Below are 19612 nucleotides of genomic sequence, written 5' to 3' on the forward strand. Positions count from 1 at the left end.
ACTACGGAGGAATCAAATTGGCAAAAGTAATCATGATCCAGGGAACGATGTCGAATGCTGGGAAAAGCTTTCTCGCGGCGGGGCTCTGCCGGATCTTTAAACAGGACGGGCTCAAGACCGCCCCGTTCAAATCCCAGAATATGGCATTAAATTCCTACATCACAAAGGACGGTCTTGAGATGGGCCGTGCTCAGGTCATGCAGGCGGAGGCGGCGGGAATCGAACCGGAGGCGGCGATGAACCCGATCCTTTTAAAGCCGACCTCGAACATGGGATCCCAGCTCATCGTGAACGGCGAGGTCCGCGGCAATTATCCGGCGGCGGAGTATTTTAAGATGAAAAAGAGTCTGATCCCGGACATCATGGATGCCTACAATTCCCTGGCATCCCGCTTCGATGTGATCGTTGTGGAAGGCGCCGGAAGTCCGGCAGAGATCAACTTGAGGGAAAACGATATCGTGAACATGGGACTCGCCGAGATGCTGGATGCGCCGGTACTTCTCGCCGGGGACATCGACCGGGGCGGCGTTTTCGCCCAGCTCTACGGGACAGCGGCCCTGCTCACAGAAGCGGAGCAAAAGCGGATCCGGGCCTTTGTGATCAACAAATTCCGCGGCGATAAGGAGATCTTAAAACCGGGCCTTGCCATGCTCTATGAGCGGATCCGGATCCCGTTCGCGGGTGTGATCCCATATATGGATGTGGATGTGGACGATGAGGACAGTCTCTCGGAGCGACTGACCGGAAAACATGGTTCAGGGCCACTGCTCGACCGATCCGGACATGAGGCGTTTGCAAAGGTTACGGTGGTAAGACTTCCGCGGATCTCTAACTTCACGGACTTCAATTCCCTTGAACGCCTTCCGGGAATCGCTCTTTCCTATGTGAGCCGGCCGGAAGAACTGACAGGATCCGATCTCATTATCATACCCGGAACAAAGAATACGATGGGTGATCTCAAATGGATCCGCCAGAACGGGCTGGAGGCAGTGATCACACGGATGGCAGGAAAGGGAACTCCTGTTATCGGTGTGTGTGGTGGATTCCAGATGCTCGGAACGAGTCTCGACGATCCTCATGGGGTCGAGGAGGGCGGGACCATGCGGGGAATGGAGCTCTTACCGATCCGGACGATCTTCGCGGAGAAGAAAACGAGAACGAGAGTAACCGGCACGGCGAGATTTTCGGAGGACGGCGAACCGGTTAAAATCTCCGGCTACGAGATCCATATGGGTGAGACGATCCGGGATGGTGGAAGGAATTTCTCGGAAATCTGTTGCAGTGATGGAACTGGCGGACACACAGCCGATACGAAAGACGATGGCTGTGTATACAAAAATGTATTCGGAACCTACGTCCATGGCGTTTTCGATACGGAAGAGATGCAGACAGCGGTTCGTAACTTCCTTGCAAAACAGAAAGGTGTACGTCTGGAAGAATATGAGAGCGGAGTGACCTTTTCCATGGCGAAATACAAAGAGGAACAGTACGATAAAATGGCAAAGATCATCCGGGAAAATCTCGATATGGATATGATCTACCGGATCTTAGAGCGAAAGGATGTGAGAGGATGAGCGGACTCGACTGGACAGAAGAATTAAAGAAGCGGACGGGCATCGATTTTTTGACGACCCGCCCGATGGAGATCGAAAAGAAGAGCTTTGAGATCATAAAGGGAGAGCTGGGGGACGAGTTCGTTTCCTCCTATCCGGCGGATGCACTGCCGCTCCTCTGCAGGGTGATCCACACGACGGCGGATTTTTCCTACAGGGACACCCTGACGATCACCGACGGAGCTGTCGAAAAGGCAAAGGAAGCGATCCGACGCGGACTTCCGATCATCACGGACACCACGATGGCTGCATCCGGGATCAATAAAACGGCGGCAGGAAAATTTGGGATCGAGGTGCACTGTTTTATCGGAGATGAGGATGTGAAGGTAAAAGCGAAGGAGAGCGGCATGACAAGATCTGCGGTCAGTGTCGAAAAAGCCGCAGGATGTTATCCGGAATGCATCTACGCGGTGGGCAACGCACCGACAGCCCTGATGCGCCTTTATGAGCTGATCGAAGAGAAAAAGATCCGCCCGGCGCTTATTATCGGAGTCCCGGTGGGATTTGTAAATGTGGTGGAAGCAAAAGAGTTGATCTTAGGGACAGATGTTCCGGCCATCGTCGCAAGAGGACGGAAAGGCGGCAGTAATATCGCGGCGGCGATCTGCAATGCGTTATTATATGAAGCTGGCGGAAGATAAAAGAATATAGGATGGAATACTGATATAGAAAAAGCCTCAGAGCAGCACAGAATGTGCAAAACTCTGAGGCTTTTTTATGCCTGCATGATAATTTGTCTATTTCACTTCCTGCACCGTGATCCCCGGTACAGCCATCAGGGAGTAGTTCGTGTGATACACAACGAAACCGGGAGCAGCGCCGGGAACTTTTTTCAGATTCTTTCTCTGGATATAATCGACTTCCACCTTCTCGTTTCCCCGTCCCTTGGAGTAATAGGCAGCCAGCGCTCCGGCTTCCTCAAAAACGCGGTCCGGCAGCTCCTTTCCCTCGGTCTTTACGATCACATGGGAGCCGGGGATTCCCTTCGCGTGAAACCACCAGTCGCCGCCGTTGGCAAACTTGAAGTCGAGTTCTTCATTCTGGTAGTTGTTTTTTCCGACATAGATATGGAATCCGTCGCTGGAAAGGTAGTGGAACGGGCGGCTTGTGATCTTTACCTTTTTCCCGCCGGTGTAATGGCGTTTGATATAGCCGTACTCCGTAAGTTCTTCCTTGATCTGTACAAGATCCTCCTCCAGCCTTGCGATATCCATGGAGGTACTGATGGATTCCAGATGGTCGATCTCCGCCTTTGTCTGCGCGAGCTGTTCCGTGACGGCCTCGTAGGTCCGTTTCTGTTTATTGTACTTATCGAAATACCGCTTTGCGTTCTCCTGGGCTGTCATCGTCGGATCCAGAGGGATCGTAATTTCCGCATTGTCGTAATAATTTAAACATTTGAAACTTTTTTCACCGCCGGAGAGACCATATCCGTAGGTATTCAAAAGTTCTCCGTAGATCCGGTATTTTTCCCGTTTTTCAGTATCCTTGAGCTGCTTTGTCTGAAGATCCAGCTTTCTCACACTGCGCTCCAGTGCATTGGAGATGATCTTTCTAAGATCCGTGGACTTCTGGTGGATCCGTGATACCGTATTCTTTTCCGAGTAGTACCGCTCGAGGAGCTCGCTGATGGAATCAAACTTTACAGTCCTGTAATTTCCGCCTTCCATCATCGTCAGCGAGACAGCGGCAAATTCGATGGGTTTTTCTCCCTCGTAGATAATATTCGGGGTGAAATTGCCCTCGCGGATATCGTCCATGATCCAGTTGAACGCGTGGAAGAGGTGGGTGAGTTCCGCGTCGGAAAATTCTTTCGCGGAGATATCACCGTCTAAGGATGCCAGATGGCAGATCTCTGCGGCAACCACAGGACTTAAGCCGGTAAGGTCCATGTAGAGCGCTTTGGAAAGATCCTGCGGTGTGCTGTGCAGAAGCTCTTTAAATTCCGTTTCCGTGATCGTAAGCGGATTCTTCTTCTCACCGGAGTGGGGGATAAAATAATCTCTTCCCGGGAGGACTTCCCGGACAGAGCTTACCTGAGCCGAGATATGTTTGATGCTGTCTAAGATCACGTTATTCTCATCGCAGAAGATGATATTGCTGTGTTTTCCCATGAGCTCGATCACGATAAATTTTCTTCTGAGATCGCCCATCTCATCCAGATGCTCCACCTCGATCCGGACGATCCGCTCCAGCCCCGGCTGGGTGACAGAGATAATCCTGCCATTGGCGATATGCTTTCTTAAGAGCATACAGAAGTTCGGGGCCGTCATCGGGCTCGGTTTATTGTTTGCCGTAAAATAGAGAAGCGGGAGACTGGCGTTGGCTGAGACGAGCAGCCGCACGTTCTCCCGGTTTCCTTTTATCGTAAAAAGTAATTCGTCCTTTTCCGGCTGGGCGATCTTTGAGATCCTGCCGGAGACGATCTTATCGTTCAGATCGCGGACCAGATTCGCGATCACAATTCCGTCAAATGCCATTGTTGTGGTGGTTCCTTTCTGACAACAGCTCCGTCTGAAATGTCAAAAGCCGTGACTGTGGAATCTGCTGTCTCAATATAGATTTTGTGTAACTGTTCAGTAGGTCTGCGCACTTGCTGCGCTGACCGTAAGAAAACATGGGCTTGAGGGCAAAAATCCCATCAGCGAAGCTGATCTGGAATGGATTTTTGCGTGTAACTATGAAGGTACTGAATAGTTACGATTTTGTACAAAATATGGAATGCCGGACAAGGAAGGAGATAAGGCCTTAACCGATTTCTGGTGGAACATTATCCGGCAAAGTTTTCCTTAAAAATCTTCTCGATCGCGGCTGTCAGTTCCGCCACGGAATGTGTCCGGCTTCTGGAACACTCCCTCGCAGGGCGTCCGCAGAGAAGACAGGTCCGTCCCGGTTTTCCGATATCACTTCGGGAGATCTTTTTCCCATCCCGTCCGATGATGTCGATATCGTAAAGACGTCCAAGCTTTGACGCGTCCTCCAACGGCACCAGCAGACGCTTTACATCAAGGGCATCCGCGTCCACGCATAAGAAGGCCTCCGGACCTGTCCGATCCAGGATCAGACTGCGCTTTAAGACCGGGATACCGGAATCGGATAACGCCTGAAGGATCTCCTTCAACGCAAGCTCAAAGGTCTCCGGCACATAGGGCAGGACCTTCACAGGACCCGGAATATTCAGGGTGAAGGAGACGAGAACTCCTGAATATTCCGCGAGAAGTTTCTCCTGTACCCAGACACGCCGCTCTCTGGCATTCAGCATATCCGGCAGTTCTGCCTCCGCACCGATAAACTGTTTTAATTCTTCTTTTTCTGTATCACTCAATAAAAAATGTTCCATAAAAACCTCAAATTCTGAAAATGCGGAGACTCCGTGCAGGATCCGTTAAGTGTTTTTTGCCGGATTGCGGAGCGTGTGCAGGATCTCGAGAAATCCCTTCATATATTTTGTCAGATACATGTCCTTCCGGTAGCAGGCATAAAAGTGCCGTGGATTCTCTACTCCGAGGATCGGATAGGAAAAGTAAGGGGATTCTGCGGAGTGGGACGTATCCACATAGGCGTCCGGACACGCCATAACAACGGGGCTCGACGCTACTACATGCTTTCCAATCTCAATGCTGATCGTCTCAAGATCGATCTTCGGCTTCATATCTCTTGTGATGAAGAGAGTGTCCTGAATCGACCGGACAGAATGTCCGGGGCGGCTGGAGACAAAGGTCTCATCCTTTGCCTCTATAATATCGATAGGCGTTCCGGGCCGGATCCGTTTTGCGAGTGCGCAGTCTCTGTTCACGATGAGAACGAGCTGTTCCTCCTGGATCAGGTCATAATATAGATCCGCATGCTTCGGAAACGTGGTCAGGAGTGCGATTCCGACCTCCCCCTCCAGAACACTTTTTTCCATCGTCGCGGACCCCTGCTCGTGAAGCTCGATCTCCACATGGGGGAATCGTTTTTTAAAACGCGGATATAATTCCGGTAAAAGCTCCATGCCGCGCTGAACAGAGATACCAAGACGGATCTTTCCGAATTCCTCATTACTGAGTTCTTCCACCTGCTTTACAAGATTCGTGGAGATCGTTGTGACCTGTCTTGCTGCTTCCACATAGAGCTGTCCCGCGGGCGTCAGGGTGATCGGATCGGTAGAACGGTTAAAGATCGGAGCGCCGAGATTGCTTTCTGCCGTCTTTATGATCTGGCTCAAAGAGGGCTGGGAGACATAGAGCTTCTTTGCCGCATTCGTAAAGCTGCCTTCTTTTAAGACGGTCAGTACGTACTGCATATGTTTTTCATTCATGAGAGGGGCACTCCTTTCCAGAACAGATTTGTAAAAAATACACCATTCCATCTGAATTTCCCTGATATTTTGCGTTCCTATATTTTATCATATCACGCCTGAAAATTCAACGTGCGGAAAAGGACAACGCAATTTCCCTCATAAGAATTCTCCTATATTCACTATAGACGGATATGTATTGGATTAAAAAAAATACAAGTGATATAGTAAAGTCATAGAAAGTCATAGAACTCAAGCAGGAAACGAAAATGATTTTGTGCATCCTGCATAAAAAGAAAAACGGAAGGTCCGGCAGCGGGATATACATAGGAATGACAACAGCGGACCATGCGGCCGCCTGAAAAATGGCTGCCGACCGTGAATGATCACAGGAGGGGATTAAATGGAAATCAAGAAGACAGCCATGGCCGGCACACTGGAATCCAGCGATGCCCAGGTCACTGTTGAACCGGGCGATGGAACGATCGAGCTCACCATCGAGAGCAGCGTGATCCATCAGTACGGCAGACAGATCAGAAAAGTCACATTAGAGACGCTGGACCGTCTCGGTGTTGACAACGCGAAGGTCACGATCTTCGATAAGGGAGCTCTCGACTGTACCTTAAAGGCGAGAGTTGAGTGTGCGGTCTACCGTTCCAACGGCATCACCGAAAATCTTCCGTGGGGAGGTGTCATCAAATAATGCATCCGAATAAAAAACGCTTAAGAAGATCCATGATGTTTTTAAACTGCCAGAAACCGGGTCTCATCAAGGATCCGTATATCTATAAACCGGACTCCATCATGTTGGACCTTGAGGACGCAGTTGCCGAGAACCAGAAGGACGCAGCGAGATATTCCTTATATCATGCACTTCAGGAGATCGATTACCGCGGTGTTGAGAGAGTCGTAAGAATCAATGGTCTTGATACCCCGCACTGGAAAGAGGATATCCGTGTCTGTGTTGCCGGAGGTGCTGATACGATCCGTATCGCAAAGACCGAGACAGCACAGGATGTTAAGACCGTTGAGGAGCATGTCCTTGCGGCAGAGAAAGAGTTTGGACGCCCGGAGGGAAGCACGCTCTTAATGGCAGCCTTAGAGTCCTGCAAAGGTGTTTTAAATGCCTTGGAGGTATGTCAGTCTTCTGACAGACTTATCGGAATCGCTTTATCCGGCGGAGATTACACAAAGGACCTCCAGACAACGATCACAGGAACCGGAGTGGAGCTCATGGGAGCGAGACAGCACATGATCATGGCGGCGAGAGCGGCAGGTGTCCAGTGCTGGGATACGGTGTTCACAAACCTTGACGATATGGAAGGCTTCGAGAATGAGACAAGAATGATCAAGATGATGGGCTTCGACGGGAAGTCTCTCGTAAACCCGAGACAGATCGCCATCGTCCATAAGGTCTTCACACCGTCGGAAAAAGAGATCATCTTCGCGGAGAAGGTTGTCCGCGAGATCGATGACAAGAAGGCAAAGGGAATCGGAGTCTTCACTGTTGACGGAAAGATGATCGACATCGCATTCTACGACGGAGCAAAGAGAACACTCGCCATGGCGAAAGCAGCAGGCGTTTATAAGGGGGATTTATAAGATGATCAATGCAGTTGGAAGAGAAATTCCCGAAGAGATCTTAAAAGCAACAGGCAAGGAGCCGTTCAAGGGCGTCTATGCCTATGATAATTACGAATATACAAAGGCGGCTCCGACCGTCCGTACGTTAAACGATCCGACAAGAAGCAAGCTTGTCGAGAACATCCATGATGCCCTTGCAAAATGCGGCATTAAGGACGGCATGGTCCTTTCCTTCCATCATCATTTCCGCGAGGGTGACTATGTGGTAAACATGGTCATGGAAGAGGTTCATAAGATGGGCATCAAGGACATCACGATCTGTGCAAGCTCCTTAGGAAAAGCTCACGATCCGATCGTTCCGTACATCGAGGATGGCACCATCACCGGCATCCAGTCCTCCGGTGTCCGCGGAAAGATCGGTGAGGCGATCTCCACAGGACGGTTAAAAAACCTTGCGATCATGCGCTCCCACGGCGGACGTGTCCGCGCCATCGAGTCCGGCGAAGTCCATATCGATATCGCCTTCATCGGCGCTCCGACATGTGATGAGTACGGAAACATGCGCGCAAACGGCGGAAAGAGCGACTGCGGCGTATTATCCTACGCGATGGTCGACGCCCGGTATGCAGATAAGGTTGTTGCTGTGACAGACTGTCTCGTTCCGTTCCCGAACATTCCGGCAAGCATCTCCATGGTAGATGTGGATTACGTTTGTGTCGTAGATGAGATTGGAAATCCGGCAAAGATCGCGACAGGTGCTGCAAAACCGACGACGGATGTCAGAAAGATCATGATGGCGGATTACTGCACAAAGTTTGTTGTCAATACCCCGTATTTCAAGGAAGGTTTCTCCTACCAGACAGGTGTCGGCGGAGCTTCCATCGCCTCCACGATCTCCCTCGGAAAGATCATGGAAGAGAGAGGCATCCATATGGGACTTGGCCTCGGCGGAATCACAACTCCGATGTGTGAGCTGTTGGCGAAAGGCCTCATAAACAAGCTCGTTGATACCCAGGATTTTGATCAGGGTGCGATCGAATCCATCAAGACAAATCCGAACCACTTCGAAATCTCCGCGTCCGAGTACGCAAACCCGTTCAACAAGGGCGCTTATGTCAACAAGCTGGATTTCGTGATCCTTGCATCTCTTGAGGTTGACGTAAACTTTAACTGTAACGTCGTTGTCGGTTCCGACGGCATGATCACAGGTGCTCAGGGCGGACATCCGGATACGGCAGCAGGAGCGAAGTGCACGATCGTCATTGCTCCGCTGCTTCAGGGAAGAATCCCGGCAATCTGTACAAATGTTACGACTGTTACAACACCGGGTGAGTCTGTTGACGTGGTAATCACAGATTATGGTATTGCCATCAACCCGAGAAGACAGGACCTCATCGAATGCATGAAGGATGTTGACCTTCCATTCTGTACGATCGAAGAGCTTCGCGACAAGGCATATGCCATGGTCGGAACACCGGATCCGGTACAGTTTGATGACCGCATTGTCGGTGTCATCGAGGCCCGTGACGGCACCATCATTGATGTAGTCAGAAAGATCAAGGATTATGAGTTTACAACAGATGTAGAGTGACTCAGAGAGCGATCTGTCAGCTTGCTCTGACTGGAAAGCGTGGGGGAACACTTTGCAGCCTGTGGAACATCGGCCGGAAGCTTCAGATTCCGGCCGGACAAATAATAAAGTATAGGGGATCACACATATGTCAGAATTAACAGTAGGTATTTTAGGGTTTGTCTGTATCATTGCGATCGTTATAACCCTTTTTAAGAGCAAGACCATGCCAAGTATGGCATTCATCATTTTCCCATCGATCCTTGGTCTCATTCTTGTCCTTGGTGGATATTACACCATCGGTGAGATCGGAGACCTGATCAAAGGCGGATTTAAAAGCACCGGCCCGACCGCAGCCCTGTTTGTGTTCTCTGTCCTGTTCTTCGGAATCATGACAGATGCCGGTATGTTTGATGTAATTATCGACAAGCTTATGAAGTGCGTCGGTGACAATGTGATCGGTGTGACCGTCATGACAGCGGTTATTGCCCTGATCGGTCATCTTGACGGCGGCGGAGCATCCACATTCCTGATCGTTGTTCCGTCCATGCTTCCGGTCTACAAAAAGATGCATATGAGACCGACAACACTCCTTCGCGTAGCTGTTCTTGCAATGGGTGTATTAAACCTGATGCCATGGGCCGGTCCGACCATGCGTGCAGCATCTGTTCTCGGTATGGAGGCAGGACAGCTCTGGGGCGGTCTGATCCCGATCCAGATCTTTGGAATCATTCTCTGCCTGGCACATGCGGTGTTTGCAGGTATTCAGGAGAAGAAGAGAGGCGCCGGTCTGAACGGAAAGCTTGCAATGGAAGCAGCTTCTGAGGACGCTGCAGAAGAAGTACAGCATCAGAAGGACGAGAATGAGTATGCGAGACCGAAGCTTTTCGCTTTCAATATCTGCCTGACCATCGCAGTTATCGCTATGCTTGTATGGGATCAGTTCCCAAGCTATTTCCCGTTCATGCTCGGTGTGGCGGCAGCTCTTCTTGTAAACTATACACCGATCAAGCTTCAGAAGAAGATGATCAACCGCCATGCGGGTCCGGCGCTTATGATGTGTTCCACTCTGATGGGCGCTGCAGTCCTTATGGGTGTCCTTGTATATGGCTTTAACGCAAGCGGTGCCGCTGCGATCGCAAAGCCGGGCGTAGAGATGATGAAGACCTCCGTTGTATCCAACATGGCCAGCATCATTTCCATGATCCTCCCAGCAGCACTTGGCCAGCACTTACCGCTTGTGATCGGTATCCTTTCCGTTCCGCTTGCACTTTGCTTTGATACCGATTCCTATTTCTATGGAATGCTCCCGGTCATGATCGCAATCGGTGCTTCCTTCGGAGTTGAGGCATTCCCGATCGCCGTTGCAATGGTTGTTTGCCGTAACTGCGCAACCTTCATCAGCCCGATGGTACCGGCAACTCTGCTTGGTATCGGACTTGCCGATGTGGACATCAAGGATCACATCAAGGCCAGCTTCGGTTATGTATGGATCTTCTCGATCCTTTGCATGCTGTTTGCAGTACTGATCGGAATCCTTCCGTTATAAACGACAATTTTCTTGAATTCAGATAGAATAGAGCGGCCGCTCTTTTTACCCCACAGACGGCTGCAAACTACCCTCTTTTCAAACACCCCGGAGCTTCGATCGGATCTCCGGGGTGTTTTCCTGTTCATAAGGTTCCCGTTCATAAATCTTTTGATTTACAGAATCTGGTTGACTGTATTTTTTATTTGCCGTATAATAAAAGTTATCTATGGGAAAGCGAGGCATGTCTGATGATTAAGAGCATGACCGGATTCGGCCGCCACGAGATGGTGACGGACGAGTGTAAGATTTCAGTAGAGATAAAGGCGGTAAACCACCGGTATCTGGATCTGGGAATTAAGATGCCGAAGAAATTCAATTACTTCGAGGCATCCATGCGTACCCTCTTAAAGGATCATATCCAGAGGGGAAAGGTAGATATATTTGTAACCTACGAGGATTATACCGATGCGAAGGTATTCCTCAAATATAACAGATCCCTTGCGCAGGAATATATGGACAGCTTTAAAAAGATGTCCGATGATTTCGGCATCGACAACGACGTAAAAGTGTCTATGCTGGCAAGGTGTCCGGAGGTCCTCACGATGGAGGAGGTTCCGGAGGACGAAGAGCATATGTGGGAACTCTTAAAGGATGCTTTACTTAAGGCCTGCGAGGGCTTTGTGGAGTCCAGGATCCGCGAGGGAGAGAATTTAAAGAACGACCTGATCGGAAAGCTTGACCATATGCTGGAATTAGTTGATTTTATCGAGGAGCGTTCCCCAAAGGTGATCGTGGAGTACCGCCAGAAGTTAGAGGACAAGGTGAAAGAACTTCTCGCTTCCGCCTCTGTGGACGATTCCAGGATCGCGACGGAGGTTACGATCTTTGCCGATAAGATCTGTGTGGATGAGGAGACCGTCCGTTTGAGAAGCCACATCGAGGGAATGAAGAAGGAACTTTTGGCCGGCGGCAGTGTCGGAAGAAAGCTCGATTTTATCGCCCAGGAGATGAACCGGGAGGCAAATACGATCCTCTCGAAATCTACGGATCTTGAGATCTCTGACCGCGCGATCCTCTTAAAGACTGAGGTCGAAAAGGTAAGAGAGCAGATCCAGAATATTGAATGATCAGGGGGCATTTGTAATGCAGACAAAAGGAGTCCTTGTTGTAGTTTCCGGGTTCTCAGGAGCCGGAAAAGGAACCGTGATGAAGGCGCTTTTAGAAAAATATGATAACTACGCGCTTTCTGTATCGGCCACAACAAGAAGCCCGAGACCGGGTGAGGAAAACGGAAGAGAGTATTTCTTCCTCACAGAATCCCAGTTTGAGGATATGATCAGAAACGATGAGCTGATCGAGCACGCGCGCTATGTGGACCATTATTATGGAACACCCAGAAAATATGTGGAAGATAAGATGGCTGCGGGAAAAGACGTGATCCTTGAGATCGAGATTCAGGGAGCGTTGAATATCAAGAAGAAGTTCCCGGACGCCCTTCTCGTATTTATCGTTCCTCCGACCGCAAAAGACTTAAAAAAACGTCTGATCGGACGCGGAACGGAAAGTGCGGAAGTAATCGAGAAACGTCTCCGCCGTGCCGCGGAGGAGTCCGATGGAATGGATTCCTACGACTATATCGTTGTCAACGACGATGTGGACACCTGTGTGGAAGACCTTCACAGCCTGATCCGTTCCAGCCACTTTAAAGAGTCTGCGAACACAGACCTCGTGGCGAGAATGAAGCAGGAGCTGCACGATATGACAAAATAAAGAATGTATCCGAAAAATACCATGTGTAAAACCGGATACTTCAGATATTTAAGAACTTTTTAATTTCATGATCTGAAAGGGGCATATTTTATGTTACATCCGTCTTATACAGACTTAATTGAAGCCGTAAACAGCGACGTTGAGCCGGGCGAGCAGCCGGTAGTCCAGAGCCGTTATTCCATCGTTATCGCAGCATCCAAGCGTGCGAGACAGCTCATCGCAGGTGACGAGCCGTTAGTTGCAGGCGCTGCAGGAAAGAAACCGCTCTCCACCGCTGTTCAGGAGCTCTATGAGCAGAAGGTAAAGATCCTCACAGAGGATGAGGAGCCGGAGATCGAGACAGATTTCGAAGTAAAAGACAGAACTCCGGAAGAGATCAAAAAAGAAGAAGAGTACGCTGAGGAATAAACAGGTTCCCGGTTGTGGTCCGGCTTTCAGTCCGGCCATGGCCGGAAATATGAAAGAAAAGGAGGAAAACGGCTGAATCGGGCTTAAGTTTCCTCTTTTTTTCGCTGGCAGTCCGGAGTTTATGAGCCGGTCGGTTCTGGCGGCAGTTACGCACAGAAAGGAAATACGAACAGAATGAATTTACTTTTCATATCACTGGGCTGTGATAAAAACCTTGTGGATACGGAAAAAATGCTGGGAATCCTCGGAAAAGAGGGATATTCCTTTGTCGATGACGAGAATGAGGCAGATATCGTTGTTGTAAACACCTGCTGCTTTATCGGAGACGCAAAAGAGGAGAGCATCAACACGATCCTCCAGATGGCGGAGTTAAAGAAAAACGGTCGTTTAAAGGCACTGATCGTCACAGGCTGTCTCGCGCAGCGCTACAAGCAGGAGATCATCGATGAGATCCCGGAGGTAGACGCGATACTCGGAACGACATCCTATGAGGCTGTAGGAGCAGCGATCAGGGAGGTTATGGACGGCGAGACACCGGAAATCTTTGAAAGCATCGATGCACCGGTGAGCACGGCTACGGAGCGCCTTATCACAACAGGTGGGCACTATGCGTTCTTAAAGATCGCGGAGGGCTGCGACAAGCGCTGCACCTACTGTATTATCCCGTATCTTCGCGGAAAATACCGCAGTGTTCCGATGGAACAGCTTGTAAGAGAGGCGGAAGAACTCGCGGAGAAAGGTGTGAAAGAGCTGATCCTTGTTGCGCAGGAGACCACCCTTTACGGAAAAGACCTTTACGGCGAGAAGAAGCTTCCAGAGCTTTTAAGACGTCTGGCGGCCGTGTCCGGTATCCAGTGGATCCGCCTCCAGTACTGCTACCCGGAGGAGATCACCGACGAGCTCATCGAGACGATCAAAACTGAAGAAAAAGTCTGTAACTATCTGGATATCCCGATCCAGCACGCAAGCGATGCTGTGTTGAAGAGGATGGGCAGAAGAACCAACAACAAAGAGATCCGAGGGCTGATCGCGAAACTCAGAAAAGAGATCCCGGACATTGCGCTCCGCACCACCCTGATTTCCGGATTCCCGGGTGAGACGGAGGAAGACCACGAGATCCTGATGCAGTTTGTCGATGATATGGAATTTGACCGTCTCGGCGTATTTGCTTACTCCCCGGAGGAAGATACTCCGGCTTTCAGCTTTGAGAACCAGGTTCCGGAGGAGGTAAAACAGGATCGCCGCGATGAGATCATGGAACTCCAGCAGGAGATCGCTTTCGAGAAGTCCGAGGCGATGAAGGGACGTACCCTTGAAGTCATGATCGAGGGCAAGGTTGCTGACGAGAATGCCTACGTCGGACGTACCTACATGGACAGCCCGAACGTGGATGGACTTATCTTTGTAAACACCGGACTTTCCCTGATGTCCGGAGATTTCCTTAAGGTACGCGTCACAGGCGCGTCCGAATACGATCTGATAGGGGAGGCAGAGGATGAATTTACCGAATAAACTGACAATATTACGAGTGATCATGATCCCGTTTTTCGTAGCCGCGCTTCTTTATGACGGCGGCGCAAACCAGAACATGCGTTATGTGGCGGCGGCGCTCTTTATCATCGCGAGCCTGACCGATATGCTGGACGGAAAGATCGCGAGAAAGTATAATCTGGTAACAAATTTTGGAAAATTTATGGATCCGTTGGCGGATAAACTGCTTGTCTGCTCCGCACTGATCTGTATGATCGAGCTTCGTGAGCTTCCGGCCTGGATGGTCATCATCATTATCAGCCGTGAGTTCATTATCAGCGGCTTCCGTCTGGTGGCATCCGACAACGGTGTTGTCATCGCAGCGAGCTACTGGGGAAAATTTAAGACCACATTCCAGATGATCGGGGTGGTTCTTCTGATCTTTAATATTCCGGCGTTGTCAACTTTGACGACGATCATTGTCTGGATCGCTCTTGCATTGACAGTAATTTCACTTGTTGACTACATTGTGAAGAACGCCGGCGTTCTTACGGAAGGAAAAATGTGATGATTCGAACAGAACAGGGTTATGCCCAGATATTTAAAATTTACGGAAAAAGCGAGACGGAAGTAAAGGAAAAGCTTCAGGACCTCTTAAAGTGCGGCGGCGCTGTCGTGATCTACACGAGACGCCGCGGAAAAGATGTCCATGTTCTCGCGGAGACACAGGCGGAGGATGAGGAGTCCGCCAAGGCGGCGTTAAAACCTGTTGCCAAGGAGATCAAAAAGGCACTGGGTGACATGTATTATTCCACGAAAGAGAATGAGACGATGGAAGAGACCGTTGTGCGCCTCCTCACAAAGTACGGACTCACGGTGACAACGGCGGAGTCCTGCACCGGCGGCATGGTGGCTGCAAAGATCATCAACGTGCCGGGTGCGTCTGACGTATTTGATCAGGGTTATATCACATATTCGAACAAATCAAAGAGAAAGATCCTCGATGTCAGCAAGGCAACTTTAAAAAAATACGGGGCAGTCAGTGAGCAGACTGCAAGGGAGATGGCACTCGGCGGTGTTCTCGCGGCTGATGCGGATGCCTGTGTTGCTGTAACGGGGCTTGCTGGTCCGGACGGTGGAACAGAGGAGAAGCCGGTGGGACTCGTATACGTTTCCTGCTGCATGAAGGACGAAGTGATTGTGGAGGAATGCCACTTCAACGGTACAAGACAGGAGATCCGGGAACATGCCGCGGTCACGGCGCTGGACCTTTTGAGAAGAATGATCATCAGATCCAGACAGTAGACCGGGTCCAGGCGGGATCTGGTCATAAATATTAAGGGATGAGCAGGTGAATCATGCGCTGGTATGAAAAACTGTATGTCGGGGAAAAAGCGAAAAAGCACAGATACGAAACGATCCAGGCGGTCCGGAATGGAAGACCAATGGGCTTTTATGTCCTGACTCCGGCGGCTGGGGAGCGGAACCTTTTAGATATCTATCCGGCGCTGACATTAAAGCTTCCTTACTATGAAAAGCAGGATCTTCTGATCGTAGGGATCGCTGCGGATTTTGAGGATGCGGCGGCGCTTGCGGGGCGGATCATCTGCGAGGCATACAAAAAGACCGGCGGGTATGATGTGAACTCCTTTCTTTTCGGAAAGGGGTGCTGCGAGTGATCCATATATTGCTGATGATCTTAAAGGTCATCGGGATCATCCTGTTGGTGATCCTGGCACTGCTGCTCACAGCAGTTCTGCTCATCCTGTTTGTTCCGGTCCGGTACCGGGCGGATGTCTTATTTGAAGGAAAACCGGACGGGGAGGCGGCGGTGAGCTGGCTTCTACATCTCGTGCGGATCCGGGTGAGTTATCACGAACACGCGGATATATCCGGGCGGGTGCTGTGGTTTAAGCTGTTTGATGTGAGATTGTGGCCGCCGGAGGATGAGGAAGAACAAAAAACAAAATCAGAAACGGAGCCGGTTTTTGCGGACTTTGAAAAAACACCGGTACTGTCAGAAAATGATTCTGAAATCAGAAACACAGAGGTATCTGTTTTAACTGAAAACGAGCAGCAGGAAATACCTTTGGAAACAGTTGCGGAGACATCGAAAGCGGAAGAGAAAAAAACTGCCGGGGATGACAGGACGGCTGTCCCTGCGGAAGATGATGAACTTGTTGTCCATGCAACGGAGCTTGTTTCAGGATCGAATGAATCTTCTTCTCCCAGCGCACTGCCGGCGGGTGCTTTGAAAAACTCCTCAAAGGAAAATTTTAAGGAACCCTTTGAGAAAGAGGAGCGTGTGGAGAAGGTTAAGAACTGTTTCGGTGCGAAGATCAAAGAAAAATTGGCTCGGCTTATAAAAAAAGCCCGAACTCTTTGGAATAGAATCCGGGAACTGCCCGGAAAGATCCGGAAGCTGGCCGATGGGATATCAAAGAAGAAAATTTCTCTGGAAAAGACCTGGAACAGCATCTCGATGTTCTGGCACGACGGGCAGAACCAGAAAGCGTTTCACCTTGTCTGGAAGCGCACAAAAAAACTTGTCCGCTACGTTCTTCCGAAAAAGGTGCAGGGACGGATTCGCTTCGGTTTCGATGATCCCTACGATACGGGGCAGGTTCTCGCGGCGGTCAGTCCGTTTTACGGCTTATACGCCAGAACGCTGACTCTGGAGCCGGATTTCACCGGAACGGCGCTTGACGGAGAACTTCATTTTAAGGGGCGGATCGCCCTGTGGTATCCGCTCTGGACGGCAGCAAGACTGTTTATCAGTAAAGATTTCAGAAGATTACTTCGTTTCTTGAGGAAAAGAGATTCTGGGACGAAAAAAGCATAGATTTAGGAGGAATCGGTATGGCAGAAAATCAGTTTCCATCTACCGTGGACGCACTGTTTAAGGGGATGGATCATTTCATTACATCAAAAACCGTTGTGGGCGAGCCTGTGAAGGTGGATGAGAACACGACGATCATCCCGCTTGTGGATGTGACCTGCGGCATGGCAGCCGGTTCCTTTGCACAATCAGCAAAGACAAATGGCGGCGGCGGTATGAGCGCGAAGATGAGCCCCAGCGCTATCCTTGTGATCCAGAACGGCATGACAAAGCTCGTCAATATCAAACATCAGGATGCAGTCACCAAAGTCCTCGACATGGTCCCGGATATCGTAAACCGCTTCACCGGCGGCAATGATATTACTCCGGACGCGGCGGCAAAAGCGGAGAAGATGGCAGCTGAGATGGAGAAAGAGAAATGAACACAATTCCTCGGAGTGATCCGGGGAATTGTTGTATCTGAACGCCATTTATGATAAAATGGTTTTAACGATTTCGGGGTATGAGAGGAGGGAATAAGCGTGACACATTTAAATATCCCGGTAGGAATTTCTGATTTTGCTGAGATCCGGCAGAACGGATATTATTATGTCGATAAGACAGGCCTTATTGCCGAGGTATTAAAGGCTCAGGCAGTAAAAGTGACACTGATTACCCGTCCAAGGAGATTCGGAAAGACATTGGGGATGAGTACTCTGGAAAATTTCTTTAGTATCCGAAAAGACAGTGCGGTATTGTTTCAGGGACTGGGGATCATGAATGCTTCGGCGCTCTGTCAGAAATGGATGAATCAGTGTCCGACGATCTTCCTTTCGTTTAAAGATGTGGATGGCCTGACTTTCGATAGTGCCTACGGAATGTTGGAAGCAACGATTGCTGAATTATTTCGAAAATATACAGACCTTCTGGACAGCGAAAATGTAAATGATTATGACAAAGAAGCTTTTCGCCGTATCTTAAAAGGCGAAGCCGGTACGACCGGAATCAAGAAAAGTCTCTCTCTTCTCATGCGAATGCTGAGTGATCATTATGGAAAACAAGTGGTGCTGTTGCTGGATGAGTATGATGTTCCTGTGGCCAAGGCGAGCAATCACCATTATTATCAGGAAATGTTAGAAGTAGTGAAAGCAATGATGAGCACTGCATTAAAAGACAACAATGCCCTTCAATTTGCAATCATTACCGGCTGCCTGAAGATCGCGAAAGAGAGTATTTTCACCGGAACAAATAATTTCGTGTCAGATACGATCACTTCTTCCAGGCTGAATGAATACTTTGGATTTACGCAAGATGATGTAGACAGGATTTTACGGGATGCGGATGCCAAAGATCATGCAGAGGCGATGAAATACTGGTATGACGGATATCATTTTGGCGATTTTGATGTATATTGTCCGTGGGATGTGATGAATTACCTGTTTGATCTTTCGAACGATCCGAAGGCAAGACCTGCGAGTTACTGGAAGAATACGAGCGATAACGCAATCATCCGCTCCTTTATCGATTATTCGGGGAGCAGTATTACCGGAAAACTGGAAACATTGTTAGCGGGAGGAACGATCTCACAGAAGGTTGAAGAAAACCTCACATACGATCTTCTGCACTCCTCAGAAGAAAATTTGTGGAGCATTCTTTATCTGACCGGCTATCTGACAGGGGTTCGCGGAGAAGATCAGACTACAAAACTTATGATTCCGAACGCGGAGATCCGGGAGATCTTCGAGTCGACTGTCGTAAAGTGGTTTCAGGACAAAGCGAAAGGAACTGACCGAAGAACTCTGTTCCATGCAGTATGGAATGGTGACAGTGAACTTTTGACGCGTGAGATGAGCACGCTGTTGAGAATGACCATCAGCTATCATGATTATAAAGAAGATTTTTATCATGCATTCCTTGCTGGAATCTTCGCCGGTGCGGGGTATATGGTGGAATCCAACCGAGAACACGGTGAGGGACGGAGTGATGTGATCGTATGCGATTCGGAAAACGGACGGCTCGCTGTCTTTGAGGTTAAGTGTTCTGCCGCACTTGAGAAAATGGAAGAAAGCTGTGAAACGGCATTGCGCCAGATCGATGAACGCATGTATGCAAAAGAGTTTGAAGACAGCTATGATCAGGTTCTCTGCTATGGAATTTCTTTCTATAAGAAACGCTGTCTGGTAAAGAAAATTCACTCGTGAACTCGTGAAATTCATGATTACTGGAAAGATACAGAACTGTTGCGAATCATTATCTAAAAGACCGCATAATCTGTCATAGACATTCCTTTTTGGGAGAATGGGTATGAAGCGATTATGCGGTCTTATGCTGTTCTGCGTAGGTTTCGGTATGACCTGGGCGTTAGTGCTGCCGACGACATTTTTCCTTGTACTCACGGCGGCGGCGCTGATGATCGTGGGGTATAATCTGTTTTGTGGGTAAAAATATTAAGCCCGTTAGTATTAGATTCTTATTTTTGTCGACATAAAAACCAAACAAAATATTGTCCCTTGTTGAATGCACTGCACCTTATATATTAAATAAATAACAAGAAGCACAGGAGATGGAT

General features: G+C 49.4%; 20 protein-coding genes. 17 read left to right on the forward strand and 3 right to left on the reverse strand.

Going from position 1 to position 19612, the window contains the following annotated elements:
• The first annotated feature begins 17 nt into the window (after positions 1 to 17).
• Positions 18 to 1574: a cobyric acid synthase gene (locus DW677_RS04850; RefSeq protein WP_117566581.1), complete on the forward strand. Its 1557-nt coding sequence runs from the start codon at positions 18 to 20 to the stop codon at positions 1572 to 1574.
• Positions 1571 to 2254 (forward strand): precorrin-8X methylmutase, encoded by a 684-nt coding sequence (locus tag DW677_RS04855; RefSeq protein WP_242992106.1) that lies wholly within the window; start codon positions 1571 to 1573, stop codon positions 2252 to 2254. Before DW677_RS04850 ends, DW677_RS04855 begins: the two co-directional genes overlap by 4 nt.
• Positions 2255 to 2350: 96 nt before the next feature.
• On the opposite strand, the gene DW677_RS04860 is transcribed toward DW677_RS04855, so the two are convergent.
• From DW677_RS04860 to DW677_RS04870, 3 genes are all read right to left on the reverse strand, one after another.
• The gene (locus DW677_RS04860; protein WP_117566582.1) at positions 2351 to 4093 is read right to left on the reverse strand and encodes an NFACT RNA binding domain-containing protein; all 1743 of its coding nucleotides are present in this window, start codon (positions 4091 to 4093) and stop codon (positions 2351 to 2353) included.
• 290 nt (positions 4094 to 4383) lie between these two features.
• Positions 4384 to 4953: a citrate lyase holo-[acyl-carrier protein] synthase gene (citX, locus tag DW677_RS04865; protein ID WP_117483706.1), complete on the reverse strand. Its 570-nt coding sequence runs from the start codon at positions 4951 to 4953 to the stop codon at positions 4384 to 4386.
• A gap of 45 nt (positions 4954 to 4998) precedes the next feature.
• Positions 4999 to 5913, reverse strand: a complete 915-nt coding sequence (locus DW677_RS04870) for a LysR family transcriptional regulator (RefSeq protein WP_117566583.1) — start codon at positions 5911 to 5913, stop codon at positions 4999 to 5001.
• Between the two features lie 382 nt (positions 5914 to 6295).
• Here DW677_RS04870 and citD point away from each other — a divergent pair, with 382 nt between their 5' ends.
• The 15 genes from citD (at position 6296) to DW677_RS18250 (ending at position 19485) form a co-directional block, all read left to right on the forward strand.
• Positions 6296 to 6595: a citrate lyase acyl carrier protein gene (citD, locus tag DW677_RS04875; RefSeq protein WP_015554593.1), complete on the forward strand. Its 300-nt coding sequence runs from the start codon at positions 6296 to 6298 to the stop codon at positions 6593 to 6595.
• Positions 6595 to 7494: an aldolase/citrate lyase family protein gene (locus DW677_RS04880; protein ID WP_021904969.1), complete on the forward strand. Its 900-nt coding sequence runs from the start codon at positions 6595 to 6597 to the stop codon at positions 7492 to 7494. Before citD ends, DW677_RS04880 begins: the two co-directional genes overlap by 1 nt.
• A 1-nt stretch (position 7495) precedes the next feature.
• Positions 7496 to 9067 (forward strand): citrate lyase subunit alpha, encoded by a 1572-nt coding sequence (gene citF, locus DW677_RS04885; RefSeq protein WP_117566584.1) that lies wholly within the window; start codon positions 7496 to 7498, stop codon positions 9065 to 9067.
• 127 nt (positions 9068 to 9194) lie between these two features.
• The gene (locus DW677_RS04890) at positions 9195 to 10595 is read left to right on the forward strand and encodes a citrate:proton symporter (RefSeq protein WP_117566585.1); all 1401 of its coding nucleotides are present in this window, start codon (positions 9195 to 9197) and stop codon (positions 10593 to 10595) included.
• A gap of 230 nt (positions 10596 to 10825) precedes the next feature.
• Positions 10826 to 11704: a YicC/YloC family endoribonuclease gene (locus DW677_RS04895; RefSeq protein WP_117469649.1), complete on the forward strand. Its 879-nt coding sequence runs from the start codon at positions 10826 to 10828 to the stop codon at positions 11702 to 11704.
• A 16-nt stretch (positions 11705 to 11720) separates the two neighbouring features.
• Entirely contained in the window at positions 11721 to 12347 is a 627-nt protein-coding gene (gene gmk, locus DW677_RS04900) for a guanylate kinase (protein ID WP_117469648.1), read from the forward strand.
• 90 nt (positions 12348 to 12437) lie between these two features.
• Positions 12438 to 12755: a DNA-directed RNA polymerase subunit omega gene (gene rpoZ / locus DW677_RS04905; RefSeq protein WP_015554588.1), complete on the forward strand. Its 318-nt coding sequence runs from the start codon at positions 12438 to 12440 to the stop codon at positions 12753 to 12755.
• 174 nt (positions 12756 to 12929) lie between these two features.
• Complete coding sequence (rimO, locus tag DW677_RS04910; RefSeq protein ID WP_117566586.1) at positions 12930 to 14267, forward strand: 30S ribosomal protein S12 methylthiotransferase RimO; 1338 nt, start codon at positions 12930 to 12932, stop codon at positions 14265 to 14267.
• Positions 14251 to 14793: a CDP-diacylglycerol--glycerol-3-phosphate 3-phosphatidyltransferase gene (pgsA, locus tag DW677_RS04915; protein ID WP_015554586.1), complete on the forward strand. Its 543-nt coding sequence runs from the start codon at positions 14251 to 14253 to the stop codon at positions 14791 to 14793. The genes rimO and pgsA overlap by 17 nt, the downstream gene beginning before the upstream one ends.
• The gene (locus tag DW677_RS04920) at positions 14793 to 15530 is read left to right on the forward strand and encodes a nicotinamide-nucleotide amidohydrolase family protein (protein ID WP_021904975.1); all 738 of its coding nucleotides are present in this window, start codon (positions 14793 to 14795) and stop codon (positions 15528 to 15530) included. The genes pgsA and DW677_RS04920 overlap by 1 nt, the downstream gene beginning before the upstream one ends.
• A 53-nt stretch (positions 15531 to 15583) precedes the next feature.
• A complete protein-coding gene (locus tag DW677_RS04925) occupies positions 15584 to 15904 on the forward strand; it encodes a hypothetical protein (RefSeq protein ID WP_117469646.1) in 321 nt (106 codons plus the stop codon).
• Entirely contained in the window at positions 15901 to 17067 is a 1167-nt protein-coding gene (locus tag DW677_RS04930) for a DUF2953 domain-containing protein (RefSeq protein ID WP_117566587.1), read from the forward strand. Before DW677_RS04925 ends, DW677_RS04930 begins: the two co-directional genes overlap by 4 nt.
• Positions 17068 to 17084: 17 nt before the next feature.
• Entirely contained in the window at positions 17085 to 17486 is a 402-nt protein-coding gene (locus DW677_RS04935) for a GerW family sporulation protein (protein ID WP_015554583.1), read from the forward strand.
• Positions 17487 to 17585: 99 nt separating this feature from the next.
• Complete coding sequence (locus DW677_RS04940; protein ID WP_117503873.1) at positions 17586 to 19244, forward strand: AAA family ATPase; 1659 nt, start codon at positions 17586 to 17588, stop codon at positions 19242 to 19244.
• 103 nt (positions 19245 to 19347) lie between these two features.
• Positions 19348 to 19485 (forward strand): hypothetical protein, encoded by a 138-nt coding sequence (locus DW677_RS18250; RefSeq protein ID WP_166462275.1) that lies wholly within the window; start codon positions 19348 to 19350, stop codon positions 19483 to 19485.
• The last annotated feature ends 127 nt before the right edge of the window (positions 19486 to 19612 follow it).

Origin of the sequence: Clostridium sp. AM25-23AC (assembly GCF_003435125.1) — a bacterium.
In the GTDB taxonomy this organism is placed as follows: domain Bacteria; phylum Bacillota; class Clostridia; order Lachnospirales; family Lachnospiraceae; genus Pilosibacter; species Pilosibacter fragilis.

What these genes read in the sequence shown, in the direction of transcription:
- DW677_RS04855 (WP_242992106.1), top strand. Translation starts at nt 1,571, where the DNA reads ATGAGCGGACTCGACTGGACAGAAGAATTAAAGAAGCGGACGGGCATC.
- DW677_RS04860 (WP_117566582.1), bottom strand. Translation starts at nt 4,093, where the DNA reads ATGGCATTTGACGGAATTGTGATCGCGAATCTGGTCCGCGATCTGAAC.
- citX (WP_117483706.1), bottom strand. Translation starts at nt 4,953, where the DNA reads ATGGAACATTTTTTATTGAGTGATACAGAAAAAGAAGAATTAAAACAG.
- DW677_RS04870 (WP_117566583.1), bottom strand. Translation starts at nt 5,913, where the DNA reads ATGAATGAAAAACATATGCAGTACGTACTGACCGTCTTAAAAGAAGGC.
- citD (WP_015554593.1), top strand. Translation starts at nt 6,296, where the DNA reads ATGGAAATCAAGAAGACAGCCATGGCCGGCACACTGGAATCCAGCGAT.
- DW677_RS04880 (WP_021904969.1), top strand. Translation starts at nt 6,595, where the DNA reads ATGCATCCGAATAAAAAACGCTTAAGAAGATCCATGATGTTTTTAAAC.
- citF (WP_117566584.1), top strand. Translation starts at nt 7,496, where the DNA reads ATGATCAATGCAGTTGGAAGAGAAATTCCCGAAGAGATCTTAAAAGCA.
- DW677_RS04890 (WP_117566585.1), top strand. Translation starts at nt 9,195, where the DNA reads ATGTCAGAATTAACAGTAGGTATTTTAGGGTTTGTCTGTATCATTGCG.
- DW677_RS04895 (WP_117469649.1), top strand. Translation starts at nt 10,826, where the DNA reads ATGATTAAGAGCATGACCGGATTCGGCCGCCACGAGATGGTGACGGAC.
- gmk (WP_117469648.1), top strand. Translation starts at nt 11,721, where the DNA reads ATGCAGACAAAAGGAGTCCTTGTTGTAGTTTCCGGGTTCTCAGGAGCC.
- rpoZ (WP_015554588.1), top strand. Translation starts at nt 12,438, where the DNA reads ATGTTACATCCGTCTTATACAGACTTAATTGAAGCCGTAAACAGCGAC.
- rimO (WP_117566586.1), top strand. Translation starts at nt 12,930, where the DNA reads ATGAATTTACTTTTCATATCACTGGGCTGTGATAAAAACCTTGTGGAT.
- pgsA (WP_015554586.1), top strand. Translation starts at nt 14,251, where the DNA reads ATGAATTTACCGAATAAACTGACAATATTACGAGTGATCATGATCCCG.
- DW677_RS04920 (WP_021904975.1), top strand. Translation starts at nt 14,793, where the DNA reads ATGATTCGAACAGAACAGGGTTATGCCCAGATATTTAAAATTTACGGA.
- DW677_RS04925 (WP_117469646.1), top strand. Translation starts at nt 15,584, where the DNA reads ATGCGCTGGTATGAAAAACTGTATGTCGGGGAAAAAGCGAAAAAGCAC.
- DW677_RS04935 (WP_015554583.1), top strand. Translation starts at nt 17,085, where the DNA reads ATGGCAGAAAATCAGTTTCCATCTACCGTGGACGCACTGTTTAAGGGG.
- DW677_RS18250 (WP_166462275.1), top strand. Translation starts at nt 19,348, where the DNA reads ATGAAGCGATTATGCGGTCTTATGCTGTTCTGCGTAGGTTTCGGTATG.